Raw genomic sequence first — 21,383 nt, 5'->3', positions numbered from 1 at the left:
TTTATATGCAGACAAGAAAATCCTAATGGAACATATATTTGGCAAATTCCGCCATTGGCATTGGTCGCCCATACATATAACCTTGCAGATAATCAACTTTGTGGGCTTGCAAATAGCGCATTTGAGTATCGTTCTCGACCCCTTCGGCAATCGTTTTTAATCCCAACCGGGTAGCCAGGTCTATAACATTCCCAACAATGTGACTCGACAATGCATCCGAGCCAATCATCCCAACAAAGCTTTGGTCAATTTTTATAAAGTCGACTTTAAATTTTTGCAAATAAGTCAGACTTGAATGTCCGGTACCAAAATCATCAATGGCAATAAAGACACCTAAAGCATGTAACTCGGCAAATAATCTGTCGGTGGTTTCATCTGCAACAATCAATTTGCGCTCAGTTAACTCCAACGTGATGTTAATCTTATTGCCGCCAAAAGCCTGAATAAAATTGCGGCAATCATCGACCAAACTCAAATCACGGCAATGATTGGCACTGATATTAAAGCCAAAGTGAAAACCTGCGGGTAATTGATTCACATAAGGGGCAAACTTTGCGCTCACTTGTTGCATAATTGCCCGCGTCATCGGCACGATAAGTTCACTGTCTTCCGCCATAGGGATAAATTTATTCGGCTGAATAAGCCCCTGCCCCAAATGCTGCCAACGCATTAATACTTCACACCCAACCCAGCATTGGTCTTTACCAGATACAATCGGCTGTAGATAAGGAATGAATTCGTTATTTTCTAGTGCGTGTCTTAATACCAATGTGGGTGAGGCCGCCCTACCGGTCAGCCAGAAAATAAGGGCAGCAGACCCCACACTCATTAATATAAAGAAAATTACGCTGCCTTGGGCATATTGACGGACATAATCTAAATATTGCTGATGAGATAGAGTGGTACTTAATGAATAGGCATATTTGTCTGAGGCCAGAGACAGCAGATCTCCACTATCAGGCGGCCGACCAGAATGCACTGCCCCCGCTGCATCTAGCCACTTATCACCGACACTCAGCCGCACATCAATAGAATTGCTGAGCAGGTTGAGAATACTACGCAAATAATAGCCATCAACCGCAACTAAAATGCTGTAATCCCCGCGCTCTTGCCGGTAAACCATCAAAGCGCGATCAGGAGTAACATCATTGCCCGACATTAATTCTAATTGCCCATTAACAAATACATCTAAATCGAAGGGGGTAGCTAAGGGGCCATATATCGATGAGCAATAAATACTGGTGCCTTTAGCTAAAGAAACAGAGCGAACATCCGGAATCAATACCACTTGGTCACGTAAATTCTGGACGACCTGCATGCAAGGTTTTCCTAGCCCAGTTTCTACCTGAATAGCAGCATGTTGTAAGTTATTAAATATCTGCTCAAAACGCTCCTTGCCCTGTTGCAGTTTAATCTCAGCAGTTTGGTGCATATTGGCTTTTGTTTGCATGTAGATAATTACGGCTCCTAACAACAGAAACAGTAATAAAATCATGCAAGAAAAGCCTAATCGCGACAATAAATTATTAAGTCTGAAACGACGAAATGGCATAGTAGGTTCCATTGAAAGCGCTCGCAATTCTACGGACTCAAAACGGCAACAAAAGAATTTGCCCGGCTAATATCCGTTATCTCTTTTTATTATGCTATGTACTATCAATACCGCTGGGGAATGCTGGACTTGGTAGCTATCATCATTATGTTAGTAACACCGAAAGATAACTGATTATTAGTTCACAAAAAGCTTTAACCATGCGTATTCAATATAACGTAAAAAAGGCACTAATCAGCGCCTTTTTTACGATTCAATCATTTGAGTTCAGTATTTATGGTAATAAACTCAAAATATCACCAAATTGCAGGTTCTTCTCGTATAAACGGATTGGTCTGCCGCTCGTGCCCTAATGTAGACATTGGGCCATGGCCTGGAATAAACGCCATATCGTCACCCAAAGGTAACAATTTGGTTCGGATAGAATTAATCAACTGCTGATGGTCACCGCGCGGGAAATCACTGCGCCCAACACCACCATTAAAAATGACATCTCCGACTAGCGCTAGCCGATCTTTTTTATCAATAAAGACAATATGACCGGGTGTATGCCCAGGGCAATGCAATACTGATAATTCAATCGCACCGACAGTGATTTTGTCACCCTCGTCAAGCCAACGAGTCGGAGTAAAAGCTTCACACTCACTCAACCCAAACATTCGGCTTTGAGCGGGTAGCCCCTCCAACCAAAACGTATCTTCTTTTTCTGGGCCATAAATCGGCACTTGAAAATGCGCGGCTAATTCAGCCGCAGCTCCCACATGGTCTAAATGACCATGTGTCAGTAAAATCTGACTAACCTTAACATCCTGACGAGCAACTTCAGCAATGATCTTGGCAGCTTCACCACCGGGGTCTACAACAGCAGCCTGTCTTGTCTCTTCGCACCAGATAAGTGTGCAATTTTGGCTAAAAGCCGTCACCGGAATAATTTGATATTTCATAAAACTCCAACCCCAATGCGATAACTTACAAACTAAAAAGCATTGGCATAAAAATATGTATTACCAAGCTCGTGTTGGCCCAGTATCAATATGCACAAAATTACTGCGAGGATAATATCCTACACCACCTGCGCGCATTTTTAATGCCGCTTTGCGGACATTACTCAATTGAATACCTTCAATATGAAAATCCATCGCCCGCCCTTGGGTATGGAAGCTGTGCTTAGCCACACCGCGACTCCGCTCGCGCAGTTCATTATTCGTATCTAATGAGCGGTAACCTGAAATTAGCTGCACCGGTTTAGTCGTACCTAAGAGGCCTTGGAGGCGATATAGCTGATCAAATAAGCGAGGGTCGATAGTTTTGACTTTATTAGCCCGATAGTCGCGTAATAAATGATTTAAACGGGAAAGTTCATCTTTGTTATAGTTTCTACCGTCAAAAAATTCAGCTTTTATAGACTCACCTGTATTCAGGTTATTCAGGGTCAAAATGCGTGGACGAGGTGTAGAGAGAGTAGCAAATGCTTGTCCAGGGAGCAGCGACATACCTAGCGCTACCCCGCCTAATGCTAGCCATTTACGGCGATAATTATCAATTTTGTCCATGGTCTCTGTTAATACTCGGCAAGAATGTCAAAAGTAAGCACTGTATAATGTGCCGTCCCGAACCATAACCGCCTACGGAAAACCAGTCAACCCGCATTCGGCACGCATTCACTGTGCGTTTAGTCCAGGTTATAGGTGCGCCCGCTCAGGAGCGCACATAAGACAACCCGATATTGAGACCGTTAGTTATTGAGTTTTACTGCATTTATTGCAGTAAAAGTTCGGCTTGATGGGAGATTTGTGAACCTGATCTCACCGTCAGATCATAATTGTAAATATCTGTTCTAAACTGCGCTTTGCCGTCTTCTGCCACCCATGCCGTCAAATAATACAACTGCACTGGGATTCGCTGGCGAATGTTGACATAAGTGGTATCCCCCTGTTTGAGGGTCGAGGAAACTCGAGCATCATTCCAACCCGCATCCTGTAGCAGCATATTGGCTAAGTCAGAGGCTTTATTGACGCGAACACAGCCCGAGCTCAACGCGCGAATATCTTTCTGGAACAAACCGTGATTCGGTGTGTCATGCAAATAGATAGCATCAGAGCTTGGCATATTAAACTTGAACCGCCCCAATGAATTGCTGGCACCAGGTGCCTGGCGTAGGCGATACGGGAAATTATTCGGGGAAATCATGCTCCAGTCGATCATTGATGGGTCGACAACTTCAGCATCATTGCTCCAACCTGACAGTACGGTATAGCCATGGCGCTGGAAATAACTGGCATCATAACGCGCTTTCGGCACGATATCCTGGCGTACCAGCGAGGTCGGCACATTCCATGGCGGGTTAACCACCACATTATTCAGCGCACTACTCATCAATGGGGTTTTGCGGCTTGGGCGGCCCACAATCACTCGCGACGAAAGCACTTCAGCGCCATTCTTATAATAATTCAGCGAATAGTTTGGAATGTTAACCATAATGCCATTATCAACCCGACCCGGCAAAATACGTAAGCGCTGAATGTTTAGCGCCAATAATGTGGCTCGTGTTTGCGGCGAAACGTTCAACCATTCGCGAGTACGGACACCAATGACCCCGTCATCACTCAGACCATGCCACTGTTGGAAACGTTTAACAGCCTCCATGAGTTCCGGCGTGTAAATATTGTCAGTGGCCGTGGCGTTCAGGAGTGTCGATGATGGTGCAACAGCGCCTCCGGTCACTGGAGTATCTGCTACTGGCGCGGCTGATGGGCTAACCACCAAGCTGTGTGCCTGAGCGCGGTTTTTCTCTTCATCGACTGAGAGGTCGTCATTGACTGCCGCGACCGCGGGATTATCGGCTGGAATGACTTCCGGGGTTTTCACCGGAGCCGCTGCCACCACCGGGTGCAACATACCGGTTCTGTCGAGAATTTCCCGCAACGCCGGAATATCATCACTGAGCTGACCCGGGCGTAAACTCGGGCCATTGGTCATTTGCGGCCATGGACGCCGGTCGGCCAGCAGCTGTTTCAACGCCTGATGCATTTTTTCATATTGCGGATGCTGAGGTACTAAGGATGCCAGATAAGGCGCTGTCGTCCCCTCATGCACGGCTTGCTGCCAGCGATTTAAAGCCGCCGCCGGTGGCATGGCCATCTTGTATGGCACATTGCTGTATAACCAGACGCTGCCGTTAGCATCAACACCGGAAATAAACTGCAAATAACCCAGCATAGCATCGGAGAGGATCACATCACGGGCCATGCCAGTCACTTCAGGATCACTGAGCCACTTCACCCACTGCATAAATTGTGGTTGAATGCCGGAAAGAGCCACTTCTGCTAATTGCTGCTGAAAATGCTGAACGGCCGTTCTATCCTGCCACATGGGCTGCATTTGATTCGCGGCATACAACACCGCTAATTCAGAAAAATAGTGTGGAATCACATTTTTTGGCAGTGTCGCCAATAACTGAGCGCGACTTTGCGCCACCGTGATACTGGGTGATGCTAAAGATGAAGCGACAGGAACCACTGGCGCGGTCGCCGATGCAGTGAATATTGGCATCACGCTACAAATTAAAGCGCAATATAACGCTAATGCGCGTTGCGAATTTCTTTTCTCTACCGACATTCTATGCCCCCGGTATGCTTGTCTAAATACGTCATAGTCTGTCGTTACCTTTCTTCCCTGAAGTGGCAGCATGCTAGCGGCTTTCTCACCCGAATGACTGACGGGAACTCGCTCAGCATAGTTTATTCGTCGACGGTAATATTCACGACTTTTAGGTATTAACCCTATTATACAAACAGAAATGCCAGCGAGTGGTCAATGTTACAAATTTAGCCATTTACGTTACGCTAACAGATTTTCCTTGGTTATAAAATATAACCCTCAGATGTAACCATAAATAAAAATGGCCGCTAAGCGACCATTTAATAGGATTAATTATTATTGCGGTTTTATTGCGCAATAATTAACCGCGAATATCATTGTTCAAGCGGTACCGCTGGCAATGTTGGTATTTCATTGGCAAAGCCGCGCAAACCAACCACGTGTACATGCTCATGATTTTGGAAGACTTTTCGCACCAGCTTATAGGTTGTCCCTTTTTCTGGACTAATATTTTCCGGCGCCGCAATAATTAATTGCATTTCCAACCGCTCGCACAATTCAAATAGTGTTGCGATAGACTTCGCATCCAAACGCGCAGCTTCATCGAGGAACAGTAAACGGCAAGGGGAAATATCTTTACCGCGTAAGCGGCGCGATTCTTCTTCCCAGCTCTGTACCACCATCACCAGAATAGACATCCCGGTACCGATAGCCTCACCGGTAGACAATGCACCACTCTCTGCCCGCAACCAGCCATCAGCACCACGGTAAACCTCAACTTCCAACTCCAGATAGTTACGATAATCCAGTAACTCTTCACCAATGGTTTGCGGCAACCGCTGCCCCATATCCATTTGTGGGTTCAGGCGCTGATACAGTTTTGCCAGTGCTTCAGAGAAGGTCAGGCGGTTGCTGTTGAACAAATCCTGATGTTGTTCTTGCTGCTCAGAGAGCACATCCAGCAAGGTTGCATGGGCTTCGCGCACATTCACATTCAGCCGCACACTCTTCACCTGACCGAATGACACCGCTTGCAAGCCCTGATTGAGCATACGAATACGGTTCTGTTCGCGCTGAATAGTTTTGCGGATGATATTCGACACACTTTTTGAACTGATCGCCAGTTTCTGCTCACGGGCGGTCAACTCCTCGGTCAGGCGGCCCAGCTCAATTTCCATCTGTTCAATGGCTTCAACTGGGTCGTCAGTGCGGATGATATCCTGGCGAATGCGCTCGCGCAGATGCTGGTATACCGCGATATAGAACTGAACTTTACGTTCAGGTCGTTTAGGGTCTTCCGACAATCGCAGCACATCACGCAGATGCTCATTATCAGCCACCGCCAAACGCAAGGCCCCCAGCGCCTTATCCGACATTGAGCGCAGTTCATCACCATCCATATAAGCCAATTCGCGCCGATGCAAGCGGCGCTCAACACCATTATCTTTCACCATGCGCATCACCGCACACCAGCCCGCTTTAGCATGCACCACTTGCTCGCGAATTTGATGATAATCCCGCTCCAACTTGCGCAGTTTCTTCTGCAAACTGTCCATCTCGGCCTCGCAGAAAGTCAGTTGCTTTTCTAACTGATTACGACGTGAGCGGTTGGCACTCAATGCGGCATGCAGTTCATCACGGCGAGTACGGGCGCGGGCTTCAGCATCGGGGTCTGCCTGAACACCAATATCCACCAGCTCCTGACTCAACTCTTTGAGCATGTCGCGCTTGGCGTCATAGGAACTTTTTAATGACGCTAATACTTGATTGTATTGGGTAAATTGGGCCTGATACTGGCGCAATTGCTCGCGCGCACGGGTACGTTCTGCTTCAGCCTGATCTAAGCGCTGGCGCAGTTTATCATTCAAGTCCGAGTTTTCAGTCAGCATACCCGCAGAGTCGGTATAGCTAAAGTGCGCCCGGCGCTGAACCACTTCAGTTAAAGCGAAAGCTTGCTGCTTCGCCTGGCGCTGGCTGTTTTGCGCCTGCGCATAGTTTTCCTGCAACTGTTCGTGTTGTTGCGGGTCACTTTGCAGCACCGCCAGCAGAGGTTCAAGCTTGGTCAGAGCAGCGCCGTGCTTCTGAATATGACGGGCCGCCTCTTGTGCCTCGGCCAGCTCTTCAGTGATGTCTTCGACGCGGTCAGTCAACGTATCATCAAGCAACAATGAAACCAATGGAATCAACCGATTAAGAGCGGAGATACCCTCTTTGGCCTGTTCGAATTGTTGACGTTGCTGTTGATTATTTTCTTCGTGCGCAGTCAAAGCGCGCTCAATTTCACCACGGCGGGTATTCAGCAAGCGAATTTCAGCTTCTGGATCCGAATCAAATGCCACCGCCAGATGAGAACCAATAAACCGGCTGAATGCCTGATGCAAACGCTGGGTTTTTTGTACATCAAATGACAGGGTCGCATAGCGCTCCGCTAGGCTATCGCGCTCTTGATACAGTGATTCCAGCCGGTTTTCACGGGCGGCACGGCCAAACAGTGGCACTTGCGGGTAGCGGGAATAACGCCATTGGCGATCGGCAATTTTCACCACCACCGCTTTTTCATGCTCTTCGACGGCAAATACACTGTCATCAAATGACTGCGGATCCCCCTCAATGAGGTACAAATCTTCCGGGCAATCTTCCAGCCCCAACAATTGGTCACGCACCAATGATAAGTCGGGCACCACAATACCGTGGCGCGACGGGCCATACAGTGCCGAGAAATATGGCGCATCGTCGATGGTGACATCGTCATAAATCTCGGATAACAGCACACCGCCAAAACGCTCGGCCAGTGCAATCATCCGTGGGTCTTCAGCCCCACTCGGTTGGCTCAAGCGCTCAATTTGTGCGTCAATAGCGCGTTTGCTCGCCGCCACTTCATCACGCTCGACCGTGGTTTCGCGCTCACGTTCCAGCAACTGCTGCATGTACTCCGTCACTTGACGGCTATCTTCCAGCGCTTCTCCGCTTTGCTCACTCAGTTGGCTCAAGGCATCCTGTGCGGCCAGCCAAATGGGGGCGCGCGCCGTCAGTTCCTGAATTTTCAGCTTCAGTTGTTCCAGCTCCTGGCGCATTTCCATGCGCCGCTCACCGGCATCACTGACAGTGAGAGAAAGCTCTTCAACTTGTGATTCCAGCTCGCGCTGCAGCTCTTCAAGCTCTTCCGGCTGATATTCCTGCCCCTGACGTTTGCAGAATTCTTGCAATAAGCGCTCGGCATCTTGCTGGGCGCGTAAGCGCTGTTCCAGCTCAGACAGGCGCAGGCGCAAGGGTTGAACCCGCTCAGCCAAATGTTGTTGGGATGGCCAATCGCGTAATAATTCCCGCGCAGCCTGCCAAGCTTCGCTGCGGCTGACCTGGCCGGCAATCGCGACAACCAACTGATAAGCTTGCTCAAATTGGCTGTGGGCGGCATCGGCAACACTCAGTTTTTGTTCGAGCTGCAATAAAGACTCGGTTGCTTCCTGCTCTTTGGCCTGGAATGTTTCCAGCCAATCTTCGGCGTTATCCGCCGTTAATTCTGGCAACTGGCACAATGCGCGCGCACGTTCTAAAGCCTGTAAAGCTTGCTGATATTGAATAGCGCGCGTCTGTTGCACATCTAGCGCTTGCTGATAGTCGGCCAACTGACTTTTCAGTTCGTCCACTTCCAGCTCTGCGGCTTCGGCGCGTGCTTCATTACCAGCCTGCTGCTCGCAGGCCTCGGCAACAACCTCGTTTTGCTCTTCCAGCCGATAGGTCAACTCTTCCAAATCGCTTTGATAACGCTCGATTTTTTCCTGCTGACGCATGGCGGTTTGTACCAAACTCAGGTGGTCACTGGCTGCTTGATAATCAGTCTCAAGATCAGACTCAGCCCCACTTTGCTCAGCCAATTCACGTGACATTTCCACATGGCGATACTGCTCAGTCACCAGTTGCTTGCGGCTAGTCAGTAAGTCGCGGCGCAAAACCAAAGCGCCATCAAGGTGAATGCGCCGTTCATTAGCATGGCGCATATAATCCGCCGCAACGTAGGAAGTCGCCTCAGAAATCAGATGCTTGAATAGGTCGCGGTCGGACTGGGTAACGCGGATAGCCTCAAGAGTCATGCGGTTTTCACGCAACGCCGCCTCCATGTCCTGGAAGGCTTTCCGTACCCCACTGTTTTCTGGCAATAAATAATCGCGCAGAGAGCGGGTGATGGCGCTGGAAATACCGCCGTACAATGATGCTTCAATCAAACGGTAGAATTTGCTGCGATCAGCCGACGAGCGCAGCCGTTTTGGAATCACACCTAAATCGAACATCAGTGAGTGATAATCGGTGATGGAGTTAAATTGCTTAAACTGCACGCCCTCCATCGCCTCAACGCGCTCTTTCAATTCTTGTAACGACAACACCCGGGCCTGACGCTCACCAACCACTTCCGTGAGAATTTCGGTCGGCTGAATCGCGGTGGGCAATCCTTGAATGGTGAACGGCTTGATATCAACTTTACGGTCACGCCCAGCCACTTGTTGCAAGCGCACCCCGACCACCACGCGCTGATGGCGGGAATTAACCACATCTAACGTGGAGTAACATACCCCGGCACGCAATTTACCGTGCAAGCCTTTATCACGTGAGCCACTGGTGGCCCCGGCTTCAGTCGTGTTACGAAAATGCAGCAACGTCAGGTCGGGAATCAATGCGGTGACGAAAGCGGCCATGGTGGTGGATTTACCCGCACCATTACCCCCCGATAAGGTCGTCACCAGCTCATCAAGATCGAATGTGCGGGCAAAGAAACCATTCCAGTTAACTAGGGTCAGTGAGCGAAATTTACCGCGTTCAATCATTCCTGTTCATCCTCTACACTGTCCGTTGCATTGCCCATAGTGATGTCGTTTTCATCGCTCTCATCATGGAGTGACAGACTATTCTCGACTGCCATGGCTTCGCCATCGCGGATCATACGCAACTGAGCTTCGCGTGGATCATCGCCGCTGCGTACATCGGCACCAAAACGGAACACCGCTTCAGTGATACGAAACTTACTGCTGTCATTGCCCATAAAGTAAATCATGCCCAATCGGCGCAGCCGGTTAAGTGACGTGCGAACTTTTTCCTGCAACTTCTGCTTATCTAAATCGGAACCGGTTGAGCGCTGGTTAACGAACTTCAGCAATTTGCTCTCATCGGCCAAGCTCAGTAGCTCTTCATACAGCTCATGCTGGGCAAAAATACCCTCGTGAGCTAACCGTTCCGGGCTGAGATACAGATAACAGAGAATTTTTCCCACCATCATATCCAACTCAGATAACACCGAGCGCGGGATAAGGGTGGTTGAACGTGGGCGCAGATAGAAGAAACCTTCCGGGGCGCGAATTAACTCCACATTATAACGAGTATAAAATTCTTCCAATTGCTCCTGAAAATCCATCAGGAAAGCATGATTATCCAGCTCATCAATACCAATATGGCGGCCAGCGCGCAGCTGACTGTCGAGCGCCGGAAACAGTGAATTGGCCAATGCCTGAGCCAGTTTAACTGGCATGACTACTTCAATATTTGTTGATGACATGTGCCTGCACCTTGGCTCCGTAATCATTGATTGCCAGCCATTCGGCCGGTAACCCTGAGAAATCGGCTTCGGCCACACCAAGGCGAACTGCCTGGTCGACCAGGATACGAGCCACGTCAAAATGACGAGCACGCGGATATTGCACGAGGTAATCGCGCATCACTTCCCCCAGATTAAGTGGCAACTTCTGTTGCTGATAAACCAGCAACGCCTGCTCAATCATAGCGGCTAGCTGCTCGCGGATCTCATTGAACTCTTCAAATTCCAGATCCGGCGGCAGCTCCCCGGTAACTTCTTCACTGCGCAACGTCAGTTCTTCATCGCGCATATCCAGCAAGCGATCTGCATTGGCGTAGGTCAGGGCCCAAGGGCTATCAAAGTAATTCTGGACTGACTGGCGCAAGCGCTGGGCGAATACCCGGTTTTTATCCATATCAATCGCAGTACGAATGAACTTGTGGACATGGCGGTCATAACCAATCCAAAGATCAATGGCTTGCTGGCCCCAACTGATAATGCGGTCAAGTTTGCTTTGCAGGTCAAAGACCAGCTTGTCAACCAAATCTAGGCCGACATTGCCGATAGTGGCTTCCTGAATGCGCAATAAATTCGCTTGCAGTTTATCACCCGCCGCCTCCAGCGTATCTTGTAGCTCCCGCAGAGTACCGGAGGTTTCTGACAGCAACATTTCGCAGCTGGCAATCGCGGCGCGCCAATCTTGATTCAATAGCGCGGCGATATCTTCTTTGACACTATGCTGCTGTTCATCCATCAAGCGCTGCGTCATATCAATACTGTCAAAGATTTCAGCGACGGAATATTTCAGCGGGGCAAATACATTGCGGTGCCAGTGAAACTCATCGCCGCCCTCTTCTGCTGCCTCCGCTGCGCGTTGCAGCTCTTGCGCCACAATTGACAACTGCATCGACAGCCGCAAAGTGGAGAACTCACGCTGGCGAATATAATAATCAGTGATACCAATGCCCAATGGCGTCAGGCGGTAAATGGCATTGCCATCGGCCATTTCACTGGTAAAGCGGTTGAGCAAACGCTGGCGCACCATATCATTGATGGCGTTATTGGCGCGCACTGCCACGGTTTCTGTGGTCTGTTCAAAACCTTTGCTGACATGACGAAATGCATCAACCAACTCGCCTTCGCTCATTTCGCCGTCCAGTCGCTCGCCGTTTAAGGCGGCAATCGCCATAAGAAAGGCCAGGCGCTCGGTTGGCAGAGTAATCGAAAAATCATTTTTTCGCGCCCAGGCGACCAGTTCGGGTATTGTCTGGGAAAATTCACTCATAATGGGTCCTTCAGATTCGCCTTAAACGCCGAGACATGCACGTAGCGCCCCAAACTGATAAAGGGCTCCTGCCGGCAATAGCGCTGTTCCAACGCCAATAATTCAGCAAACTCATCGACTTGTTGCTGTTTATTTTTCATGTAATCGTGAAACACCCGCACTCCCGTCTTACCGCTAATGGATAAACCCATTTGCTCAAGCCAACCGTATACCGTCGGTGGGTCTAAAGGATATTGCGGTGATAATGAGCGCTGGCGACGCCTTTTTACCGCCGGTATCGCTAACTGAAAATTACCTAATACCGCATTACGCATCACCAAGCCATTGGCATTGAAAAACATCAATGACAGTGCGCCACCGGGTTTTAGCGCATTAAAAAGGACCTGCAGAACAGGTTGAGGCTCTGCAATCCATTCTAAAACCGCATGGAACAATATCAGATCAACCGGCTGTTCTAAATGTTGGGTGATGTCCTGCGCCGCACTTTGTACAAATTGCATGTTGTGGCTCACACCTTTTTCTTGCGCCGCCACTTTTGCTCGCTGGATCATCTCAGCGGACAGGTCACATAATAGAACCTGATGACCTAATGCCGCCAGTTGGCAAGCCATGTGCCCTTCACCACCACCGGCATCTAAAATCCGTAACGGGCGTTGCGGTAACTGTGCTAATAGCCCAGTGATATCTTGCCACACTACTGCTTGGCGGATCATTCCCTTCGTTGTGCCGTAGATATTACGCGAGAATTTCTCGGCGATATCATCGAAATTGCGATCCTGCATGGACAATTGCTCCGCTATAACTATTGACTTATCAGCCTTGATAGAGACACGCAAATCAATGGCTACAGCAAAAAGAATGACTCCCAACCTGCTATTTTGGCACAGCCTGACTTAGAATAAATCCTCTTGGCCCGTAATCAGCGCCAAATGCCGTTTTTTCAGCCAAAAGGTGCCTATTTTTATGCTTTTTACCCTAAAAAAGTTTGTTGGCGGCTTATTAATGCCTCTGCCCTTGCTGCTTATCGTAATGGGGCTGGCATTAATCTTATTATGCTTTACCCGCTGGCAAAAAAGCGGCAAAACACTTTTTGCCGTAAGTTGGCTGGTATTATTGCTTATTAGCTTGCAACCTGTCGCGGACAGCCTGCTATTACCGTTGGAAAAACAATATGCGACTTATCAGGGAAACGACCCGGTAGATTACATTGTTGTGCTCGGTGGCGGCTACACGTTTAATCCGAATTGGGCGCCAAGTGCGAATTTATTCGCAAATAGTTTGCCACGCGTAACCGAGGGCGTCAGGCTGTATCGTATTCATCCTAATGCAAAAATGGTCTTTACTGGCGGCGCGGGCCCGAATAGCCAAAGCAGTGCCAAGACAGCAGCCCAAGTAGCAGAAAGTTTAGGTGTCCCGGCGGCAGATGTTATTGTGCTGGAGCAGCCGAAAGATACCGTGGAAGAAGCCGCCGCAGTGGCGACTTTAGTGGGTGATAAACCTTTTTTATTGGTGACCTCAGCCAGCCATTTACCGCGAGCAATAAAATTCTTTACCGCTCAAGGGTTACACCCTATTCCAGCCCCTGCCAATCAATTAGCTATTACCACCCCATTGCACAGCTGGGAGCGCACGATTCCAGCAGCAACTTATTTAGGGCATTCTGAGCGAGCTTGGTATGAAACATTGGGTTTGATGTGGCAAAAACTCACCAGCCCAAAAAACGAAGAAGATTAATTTAGCCAGGGGAGAAGTTGCCGAGCCGCGCTATCAAATAATGCGCGGTCTAAATTACCGGTGTGAATAAAGCGGGCAACCAACTCCCAGAGAGTATAGAGCCAGCGGCGGGCGACAAAAGATTCCGACACCGGCGCTTTATTAAGATAGCGGTAAAATAGCTGGCTCGGCATACCCTCCTCACTGAGGCGAAATAAATCATACTCACGTGGTGCCCATAACATCGGGCCAGGGTTGAGCATCGCCAGCAGCTGGTCACTGCGCGGATCTTTTAGCATACTGCGCAAAGTCAAATTACCGTGAACCAGCACCGAACTGTCGTCAAAACCGGCGAAAAGTGTACTTAAGGATGCCCGAGCCCGATAAAGTACCGCGCGGTCTGCCAAGGTCATGGCGGGTGAATTCATATTGGATAGTGTGGCCCACAGCACTTCAACCCGCTGTTGATACCAACTGAACCAATCATTTTCCTGCGTACTGTCAACATTGCCGACGCAACCATGACTATCAATTCGATGCCAAGCCAATACGCCCTCAACTATCTGATCCATCAGCGCATTCCAGCGGTCACCTGTCCGGGTCGGCGCTTCCACCGACACGCCACGTAAGCGCTCCATCAGCAGAATTTCTTTATAAGGGGACTGATGGGTCATGACTAAACCGTACACTGTCGGCAAGCGGATATCGCCCTCACGCGACAACATTGACAGTTTATACGCCTCTTGCTGTGCAATTCCCTGACAGATATAACTCTTTGCCAACAATGGGATGGCCTGCCCCTGCTGGTTATACATGGCATACAGGTGGGCATAGGGCTGCTCGCTGATACGTTCAAGGCGGGTAATAGACTCCCCAAGCACGACACTTAATTCAGCTTTCAGCTGTTCCATAAGGCTCTGTCCAGTTATCTGACGAAATTGATTCATCATAATGGAATGGCAGGTTGGATATTTCCAGAATACAGATCAAATAACAGCCACAATAAAAGTAAAATAGCGCAAGGGCAGCAGCATAAAAATGGCAACGCCAGACCCAATGGAGCCTGGCGTAAACAGCAGTTCAGTTGTCTATTTTGCTACTGGCCTAGCATAATAGCCCGCACGCGGTCTAAATCTTCTTGAGTATCCACTCCAACCGCCGGCACAGCTTTTGCCACTGCGACGTGGATTTTTTCGCCATACCACAGCACGCGAAGTTGCTCTAATAGCTCTATTTGCTCAAGTTTACTCGGTGCCCAATTAACATAGCGGCGCACAAACCCAGCGCGATAAGCATAAATACCAATATGGCGTAAGAAACAGTCACCAATGGTTTCTTTCGACTGTGCAAAACGTTCTCTCTCCCACGGGATTGCTGCGCGCGAGAAATACAATGCATAACCTTGTGCATCCATAACCACTTTTACCGCATTCGGATTAAAAGCTTCTTCACTGCTTTCAATCGGTACGGCTAATGTTGCCATCCCTGCACTGGATGCCGCCAGATTATCAGCTACCTGACGAATAATCACCGGCGGTACCAGTGGCTCATCACCCTGCACATTGACGATGATATCATCATCAGCAAAACCATAGCGCTCAATGACTTCCGCTAATCTCTCGGTGCCGGATTGATGATCTGCCCGGGTTAAACACACTTCACCGCCCGCCGCTTCGACCGCTTCCACCACTTGCGGATGGTCTGTTGCCACAATCACTCGAGAGGCACCTGACGCCAGCGCTCGCTCCATCACATGCACCACCATAGGTTTGCCCGCAATATCAGCCAGTGGCTTACCGGGTAGGCGGGTTGAAGCATAACGGGCAGGAATTATAGCAATGAAACTCATGCGTGCTTCTCATCAATTGACAGTGGACGGGCTTCATTTTCTAACAATACCGGTATGCCATCGCGCACTGGATAAGCCAGATTGTCAGCTTTGCATACCAATTCAAGATTTTCTTTATTGAAGTACAACTTACCGTTGCAGACCGGGCAAGCAACAATTTCGAGTAAACGGTGGTCCATACATCCTCCAGAATGGAGTTTAGCCAGCAGGAAAGTGGTTGAGGATAGCATATCCGCCGATGCAGGTTAACTGTGCCGACGCCGTCATCTGCATCAGCAATTAATAGCGCTCAGCTATGTTAACTAACATCAATATAAGTAAATAATCTCAACACCCAGAAGCGGAAATGTTGGTTTTGTTATTGAAATGTTGAATGGTGAGGGGTAGAATTTGTGACTTACATCACACAATCATGACTATCGAGTAAGAAATGAAAGTATTCCATAAAATTATTGCGCTGTTTGCTAACTTCAGCAACTAAGCCGCAAAATACAAATAGCAGCACCTGCAAAATCGCCCGGCGACAGGAAGAACTGTCGGACAGAGGCAAAAAACTAACGGCTACCTTGGGTAGCCGTTTGCTTAGAAAGCGATAACATCAGCGGCTGACGGCCCGTGAATACTACGATAAGTCGAGAATTCAACGTGTTGTCCTTCACTCAGTGATTTGTTCTTGGTGTTGGCAATAGCTGTCTTGCTGACATACACATCCAAACTACCGTCGTGTGGTGAAATGAATCCGTAGCCCTCAGACTGATTGAACCATTTCACGCGACCCATTTTTAACGTCATAATAAATTTCCTTTTACTGGGCATCCTAACAACTCATTTTTATTTATTGTTTAGATGCAGTTGCCCATCCTAAAGTTTTCTGATTAAACCTCTATGAGCTTGATTTTATGAAAAAACCCGCATAAGTGCGGGTTCTAGAATTTTGCTATCCGGAGAGATGATTAACACATCAGCATCATCAATTTCCAAGATAATTCAAACATGATATTGCTAAATTACAGAGCAACAACGTTTGCAGCAGCCGGCCCGCGCGGGCTGTCTTGGATGGTGTACTCAACACGCTGGCCTTCAGCCAAAGTTTTGAAGCCATCAGTGGCGATTGCGGAGAAGTGAACAAACACATCTTTACCGCCATCATGTTGCTCAATAAAACCAAAACCTTTAGCTTCATTGAACCACTTAACCTGACCTGTCTTCTTAGACATAATTCTTACCTTTACTATCAAATACAAACACAAATAAATCTGCCATAAGGCACTCAACACTATCGGAATAGCGGGTCTGCAACAGCAACATTACTTATGGGAGTTACTCATCGGAGATACTAGGAGGTGCGTCTTTGAAGCGGCATCTAAAGATAACGTCTTGGGAGGAACTGCTTTGCTTTACTCTCGCACACTCTTACACATAAATAGGTCTGTAATACAGGCCGACAGCTATTTACTCATAAAACATATCGCCATGCAACTATTTTATCTGGGAATAGACAACAAACAGCAGCATCAATGAGATGCCGCGCATAAAAAATCAATATTATCCGCGAGATCGCCGCAATTTACCGATATCAACCTAAAATAAAAACTGAGCATGTACACCAGTATTCGGCAATTTTGTGCCCTGCTAGGCCAAACGGAGCAACCTGATTATGAGCCACCCGCCCTTTGTTCATCCGGATGAGATTCGCGCCAGATTCTCCAGTGCTATGTCGGATATGTATCAGGCCGAAGTTCCACTGTATGGTGCTTTACTACAATTGGTTGCCGAAACCAATTGTCAAACCCTAGAGCAATCCGCAGAACTAACCCAACATTTGCAGCAAACAGGGGAAATAACACGATTAAGTATGGAGCGCCATGGTGCCATCCGGGTAGGAACCGCCGCCGAACTTGCCACTTTATGCCGCTTGTTTGCCGTGATGGACATGGTTCCTGTCGGGTATTATGACCTGGCCCCAGCAGGGGTACCGGTTCATTCGACTGCATTTCGCGCAGTGCATGAAGCCTCACTACAAACCTGTCCATTTAGAATTTTTACATCCTTACTGCGTTTGGATTTGATTGAACAGCCAGAACTTCGGCAACAGGCGGCTGATATCCTTGCCAAAAGGAACATTTTCACTCCGCGCGTTATCGAATTAATTGCTAAGCATGAAATAGCCGGGGGGCTGACTGGCCATGAAACTAATGAGTTCATTACTCAATCACTAGAAATATTTCGCTGGCATAACCAGGCGACTGTCAGTGCTGAGGTTTATCAACAACTGCATGATCAACATCGATTAATTGCTGATGTTGTTGCTTTTAAGGGGCCGCACATTAACCACTTAACCCCACGGACACTAAATATAGATGCGGTACAAGCTGCCATGCCAAAGCACAATATCACTCCCAAAGCCGTTATCGAAGGGCCGCCACCACGTCATTGTCCAATACTGTTGCGCCAAACCAGCTTCAAAGCACTGGAAGAGAAAGTTGCTTTTGTCTCCTCTGATGGGCATTTTGTGCCAGGCCAGCACACCGCCCGTTTTGGCGAAATAGAACAGCGCGGCGCAGCATTGACGGCCAAAGGTCGCAATCTTTATGACCGCTTGTTACAAGCCGCTCAAGATCAATTACAGGTTCCTGCGAATGAGAAAAATGCAGCGCAATATATGGCGATGCTGCACGAACACTTTCGCCAGTTTCCCGACGACTATCCGACAATGCGCACAGAAAAACTGGCCTACTTTCGCTATTTCCCGACGGAAAAGAGTCTTAAGGAGCCTGCGGCATCAAGGCTAAATTTAACGTTAGATGAGCTCATTGAGGCCGGACTCATCCAATTCGAACCTTTGGTTTATGAAGACTTCCTACCGGTTAGCGCCGCCGGTATTTTCCAGTCAAACTTAGGTGATAAAGGGCAAAGTCACTTTGCCGGCCACTCCAGTAAACAGGATTTTCAGCGAGACTTGGGAAGAGATGTTATTGATGAACTGCAACTGTACGAAGACACCCAGCAACGCTCGCTCACTGCGTGCGCGCTGGCTCTGAAGCTGGCCCCCCTGAGTCTCTAATGGAGATTACGCAGAACGGCGGGCTAATGCCTGAATTTTAAACAGCAATTGTTCAGCCTGATCAGGCGGTAACTGCGCATCTACCGGCAGATACCACCAATTGGGCTGAGCAAAACCCCGGCACTTAACAGCATCTTTTTCTGTCATCAGCAAAATTTGTGGCCCGCAAGTCAGTGGGCTAAGTTGCGACAATGAGTAATCCTGATGGTCTGCGAAAGCATATTCTTTTGTGGGTTCAACGCCGAGGAGGTTCAGTGTGGCAAAAAAACGCGGGGGATGACCGATACCTGCCATGGCAACCACATGTTGCAGTTGTTGTGCTGGACAACGCGCACCGGTCACCAAATTGATGGCATCACGCGCCACCAATTGCATCGGTATCTCGCCAGTGGCGGCGATACCACCATTAGTTATCACCGCATCGACTGAGCGCAGTCGCCCGGCCCGTTCGCGCATCGGGCCTGCGGGTAACCACCAGCCATTGCCGAAGCGGCGCACACCATCAATCACAACCAGCTCAAAATCTCGCTGCAGTGCGTAATGCTGTAAGCCATCATCAGTGATAATGAAATCCAGTTCATTAGATTTCAGTAATGCTTTGACCGCCTCTGAACGTTTTGGTGAAACCGCAACTGGAGCGCCAGTCCGTTGATAAATCAAAACCGGCTCATCACCAGCCTGGGCCGTGGAGGTCTCCCTCGAGAGCAATAGCGGATACACATCTGACTTGCCACCATAACCACGGGACACAACCCCAACACGGTGCCCGCGTAGTTTCAGTTGTTCCACTAACCAAATAACAACGGGCGTTTTGCCATTACCACCCGCAGTCAAGTTGCCCACGATAATAACCGGCACTGGGGAGCGCCATGTCGGACGCAGCCCCAGAGAGTAACTGATACGGATAAGCCAAGTCATCGCCCCATACAGCCAAGATAACGGCAGCAGCAGCAAATACAGCCAAGACTTCCCAGACCAGATGCGCTCAATCATTGGCCAAACTGCATGCGGTTAAGTTGGGCATAAGCCCCCTTTTTCGCCAACAATTCGGCGTGCATACCACGTTCAACAATACGACCATCTTCAATAACCAGAATTTCATCTGCTTTTTCAATGGTTGATAACCGATGGGCAATGACCAGTGAAGTCCGATTCTTCTGTAATTCGTCTAATGCGGCTTGGATGGCTCGCTCAGATTCAGTATCCAAGGCAGAAGTGGCTTCATCCAGAATCAATATTGGGCAATCTCGCAGGAGCGCACGCGCGATGGCAATACGCTGGCGCTGGCCGCCGGAGAGCATCACGCCGTTTTCACCAATAACCGTATCGAGGCCATTTTCCATTTTATTGATAAAGTCCATGGCATAGGCCATGCGGGCAGCCTCTTCAATTTCAGCGCGGCTATAGTGCTCATCACGGGCATAAGCAATGTTATTCGCAACCGTATCATTGAATAAATGAACATTTTGCGATACCAACGCCACCTGATTGCGTAATGCACCCAATCGGTACTCACGCAAGTCATGGCCATCCAACAGGATACTGCCCTCACTGACATCATAAAAACGAGTCAATAAATTAGCGATTGTCGACTTACCCGAGCCAGAACGCCCGACTAATGCGACAGTTTTACCCGCTTCAATATGCATGTTGATGTCATTCAGTGCCGGAATATCTTTGCCCGGATAATAGAATGTCACATGGCGAAATTCTATCTCACCTTTAGCCCGTTCAACTTCCCGTTTGCCCTCGTCCTTTTCCTGTTCCATATCCAGAATGGTGAACAAGGTCTGGCAAGCTGCCATACCGCGCTGGAACTGGGCATTCACATTGGTCAATGATTTCAGCGGGCGCATCAGAGCAATCATGGCGGAGAACACCACGGTAATAGTACCGGCGGTCAGGGTTTCCATCACACTGGGAAAACTGGCTGCATACAGTACAAATGCCAAAGCAAAGGAGGCAATCAACTGAATGATAGGGTCTGAAATGGAAGATGCAGAAACCAGTTTCATCCCTTGCTGGCGCATGCGATTACTGACCGCCTCGAAGCGCTCGGTTTCTACTTTTTGTCCACCGAAAATCAAGACTTCTTTATGCCCTTTCAGCATTTGCTCTGCACTGGTGGTCACTTCCCCCATGGTGCTTTGCATGTTTTTACTGATATTACGAAAACGCTTAGATACCAATCGGATAGAAACGGAAACAATCGGCGCGATGACGATTAAAATCAGCGACAGTTGCCAACTGTAATAAAACATCATGATAAATAGGCCGATAATAGAGGCCCCTTCCCGCACGACTGTGACCAATGCGCCAGAAGATGAAGCCGCGACTTGCTCGGAATCATAAGTGATGCGCGACAACAGAGTACCGGTTGATTGCTGGTCAAAAAATGAAACCGGCATCCCCATCATATGGCTGAATAAGCGGCGGCGAATATGCATCACCACTTTGCCTGAGACCCATGAGATGCAATAGCTAGAAATAAAGCCAGTCACGCCACGAACCACCATTAGACCAATAACGGCCAGGGGCATCCATTTTAAAATTGAGCTGTTAGCCTTACCAAAACCATCGTCTAGCAAGGGTTTGAGCAACGACAACATAAAAGTGTCACTGGCAGCATTAAGAATTAATGCTATCGCCGCAACAACAAGACCGGTCTTATAAGGAGAGATCAATGGCCAGAGGCGACGGAACGTCTGCCAAGTGGATAGATCTTTATCATTCATCATGCAAATACCAGCACCAGAA

General features: G+C 48.7%; 17 protein-coding genes. 2 read left to right on the top strand and 15 right to left on the bottom strand.

Features of this window, described 5'->3' with window-relative positions:
- Positions 1-22: 22 nt before the first annotated feature.
- The 8 genes from D5F51_RS06120 to cmoM form a co-directional block, all read right to left on the bottom strand.
- Complete coding sequence (locus tag D5F51_RS06120) at positions 23-1,552, bottom strand: EAL domain-containing protein (RefSeq protein ID WP_025378770.1); 1,530 nt, start codon at positions 1,550-1,552, stop codon at positions 23-25.
- Positions 1,553-1,848: 296 nt separating this feature from the next.
- Positions 1,849-2,496, bottom strand: coding sequence for an MBL fold metallo-hydrolase (locus D5F51_RS06115; RefSeq protein WP_129195893.1), 648 nt, complete (start codon positions 2,494-2,496; stop codon positions 1,849-1,851).
- Positions 2,497-2,556: 60 nt separating this feature from the next.
- Complete coding sequence (mepK, locus tag D5F51_RS06110; protein WP_025378772.1) at positions 2,557-3,105, bottom strand: peptidoglycan L,D-endopeptidase MepK; 549 nt, start codon at positions 3,103-3,105, stop codon at positions 2,557-2,559.
- 205 nt (positions 3,106-3,310) lie between these two features.
- The gene (gene ldtD / locus D5F51_RS06105) at positions 3,311-5,170 is read right to left on the bottom strand and encodes a L,D-transpeptidase (RefSeq protein WP_025378773.1); all 1,860 of its coding nucleotides are present in this window, start codon (positions 5,168-5,170) and stop codon (positions 3,311-3,313) included.
- Between the two features lie 356 nt (positions 5,171-5,526).
- Entirely contained in the window at positions 5,527-9,972 is a 4,446-nt protein-coding gene (gene mukB, locus D5F51_RS06100) for a chromosome partition protein MukB (protein ID WP_129195892.1), read from the bottom strand.
- The gene (mukE, locus tag D5F51_RS06095) at positions 9,969-10,697 is read right to left on the bottom strand and encodes a chromosome partition protein MukE (RefSeq protein ID WP_025378775.1); all 729 of its coding nucleotides are present in this window, start codon (positions 10,695-10,697) and stop codon (positions 9,969-9,971) included. The genes mukB and mukE overlap by 4 nt, the downstream gene beginning before the upstream one ends.
- Positions 10,678-12,000: a chromosome partition protein MukF gene (gene mukF, locus D5F51_RS06090; RefSeq protein WP_025378776.1), complete on the bottom strand. Its 1,323-nt coding sequence runs from the start codon at positions 11,998-12,000 to the stop codon at positions 10,678-10,680. Before mukF ends, mukE begins: the two co-directional genes overlap by 20 nt.
- Positions 11,997-12,782, bottom strand: coding sequence for a tRNA uridine 5-oxyacetic acid(34) methyltransferase CmoM (gene cmoM, locus D5F51_RS06085; RefSeq protein ID WP_129195891.1), 786 nt, complete (start codon positions 12,780-12,782; stop codon positions 11,997-11,999). Before cmoM ends, mukF begins: the two co-directional genes overlap by 4 nt.
- Before the next feature lie 181 nt (positions 12,783-12,963).
- On the opposite strand from cmoM, the gene elyC reads away from it, so the two are divergent.
- Positions 12,964-13,734, top strand: a complete 771-nt coding sequence (gene elyC / locus D5F51_RS06080) for an envelope biogenesis factor ElyC (protein ID WP_129195890.1) — start codon at positions 12,964-12,966, stop codon at positions 13,732-13,734.
- Here the strand turns inward: elyC and D5F51_RS06075 are convergent.
- The 5 genes from D5F51_RS06075 to cspE all read right to left on the bottom strand — a co-directional run bounded on the left by D5F51_RS06075 (position 13,731) and on the right by cspE (position 16,779).
- Positions 13,731-14,624: a YcbJ family phosphotransferase gene (locus tag D5F51_RS06075; protein WP_025378779.1), complete on the bottom strand. Its 894-nt coding sequence runs from the start codon at positions 14,622-14,624 to the stop codon at positions 13,731-13,733. The two genes, elyC and D5F51_RS06075, sit on opposite strands and share 4 nt — an antisense overlap.
- Positions 14,625-14,809: 185 nt before the next feature.
- Positions 14,810-15,562, bottom strand: coding sequence for a 3-deoxy-manno-octulosonate cytidylyltransferase (gene kdsB, locus D5F51_RS06070; protein ID WP_129195889.1), 753 nt, complete (start codon positions 15,560-15,562; stop codon positions 14,810-14,812).
- Positions 15,559-15,741 (bottom strand): Trm112 family protein, encoded by a 183-nt coding sequence (locus D5F51_RS06065; RefSeq protein WP_004700032.1) that lies wholly within the window; start codon positions 15,739-15,741, stop codon positions 15,559-15,561. The genes kdsB and D5F51_RS06065 overlap by 4 nt, the downstream gene beginning before the upstream one ends.
- Before the next feature lie 403 nt (positions 15,742-16,144).
- A complete protein-coding gene (locus tag D5F51_RS06060; protein WP_025378781.1) occupies positions 16,145-16,354 on the bottom strand; it encodes a cold-shock protein in 210 nt (69 codons plus the stop codon).
- Between the two features lie 215 nt (positions 16,355-16,569).
- Positions 16,570-16,779 carry a transcription antiterminator/RNA stability regulator CspE gene (cspE, locus tag D5F51_RS06055; protein ID WP_005159934.1) on the bottom strand — a complete coding sequence of 70 codons (210 nt, stop codon included), beginning with the start codon at positions 16,777-16,779 and terminating at the stop codon, positions 16,570-16,572.
- 440 nt (positions 16,780-17,219) lie between these two features.
- Here cspE and hglS point away from each other — a divergent pair, with 440 nt between their 5' ends.
- On the top strand, positions 17,220-18,626 hold the full coding sequence (gene hglS, locus D5F51_RS06050; protein WP_129195888.1) for a 2-oxoadipate dioxygenase/decarboxylase HglS: 1,407 nt from the start codon (positions 17,220-17,222) through the stop codon (positions 18,624-18,626).
- A gap of 6 nt (positions 18,627-18,632) precedes the next feature.
- On the opposite strand, the gene lpxK is transcribed toward hglS, so the two are convergent.
- A complete protein-coding gene (lpxK, locus tag D5F51_RS06045; protein WP_129195887.1) occupies positions 18,633-19,619 on the bottom strand; it encodes a tetraacyldisaccharide 4'-kinase in 987 nt (328 codons plus the stop codon).
- Positions 19,616-21,364, bottom strand: a complete 1,749-nt coding sequence (msbA, locus tag D5F51_RS06040) for a lipid A ABC transporter ATP-binding protein/permease MsbA (protein ID WP_025378783.1) — start codon at positions 21,362-21,364, stop codon at positions 19,616-19,618. The genes lpxK and msbA overlap by 4 nt, the downstream gene beginning before the upstream one ends.
- Positions 21,365-21,383: the final 19 nt, after the last annotated feature.

The sequence above is a fragment of the Yersinia hibernica genome, assembly GCF_004124235.1.
GTDB classification, from domain to species: domain Bacteria; phylum Pseudomonadota; class Gammaproteobacteria; order Enterobacterales; family Enterobacteriaceae; genus Yersinia; species Yersinia hibernica.
The sequence above is the reverse complement of the archived record's forward strand: the minus strand, read 5'-3'. Positions and strand labels throughout refer to the sequence as shown.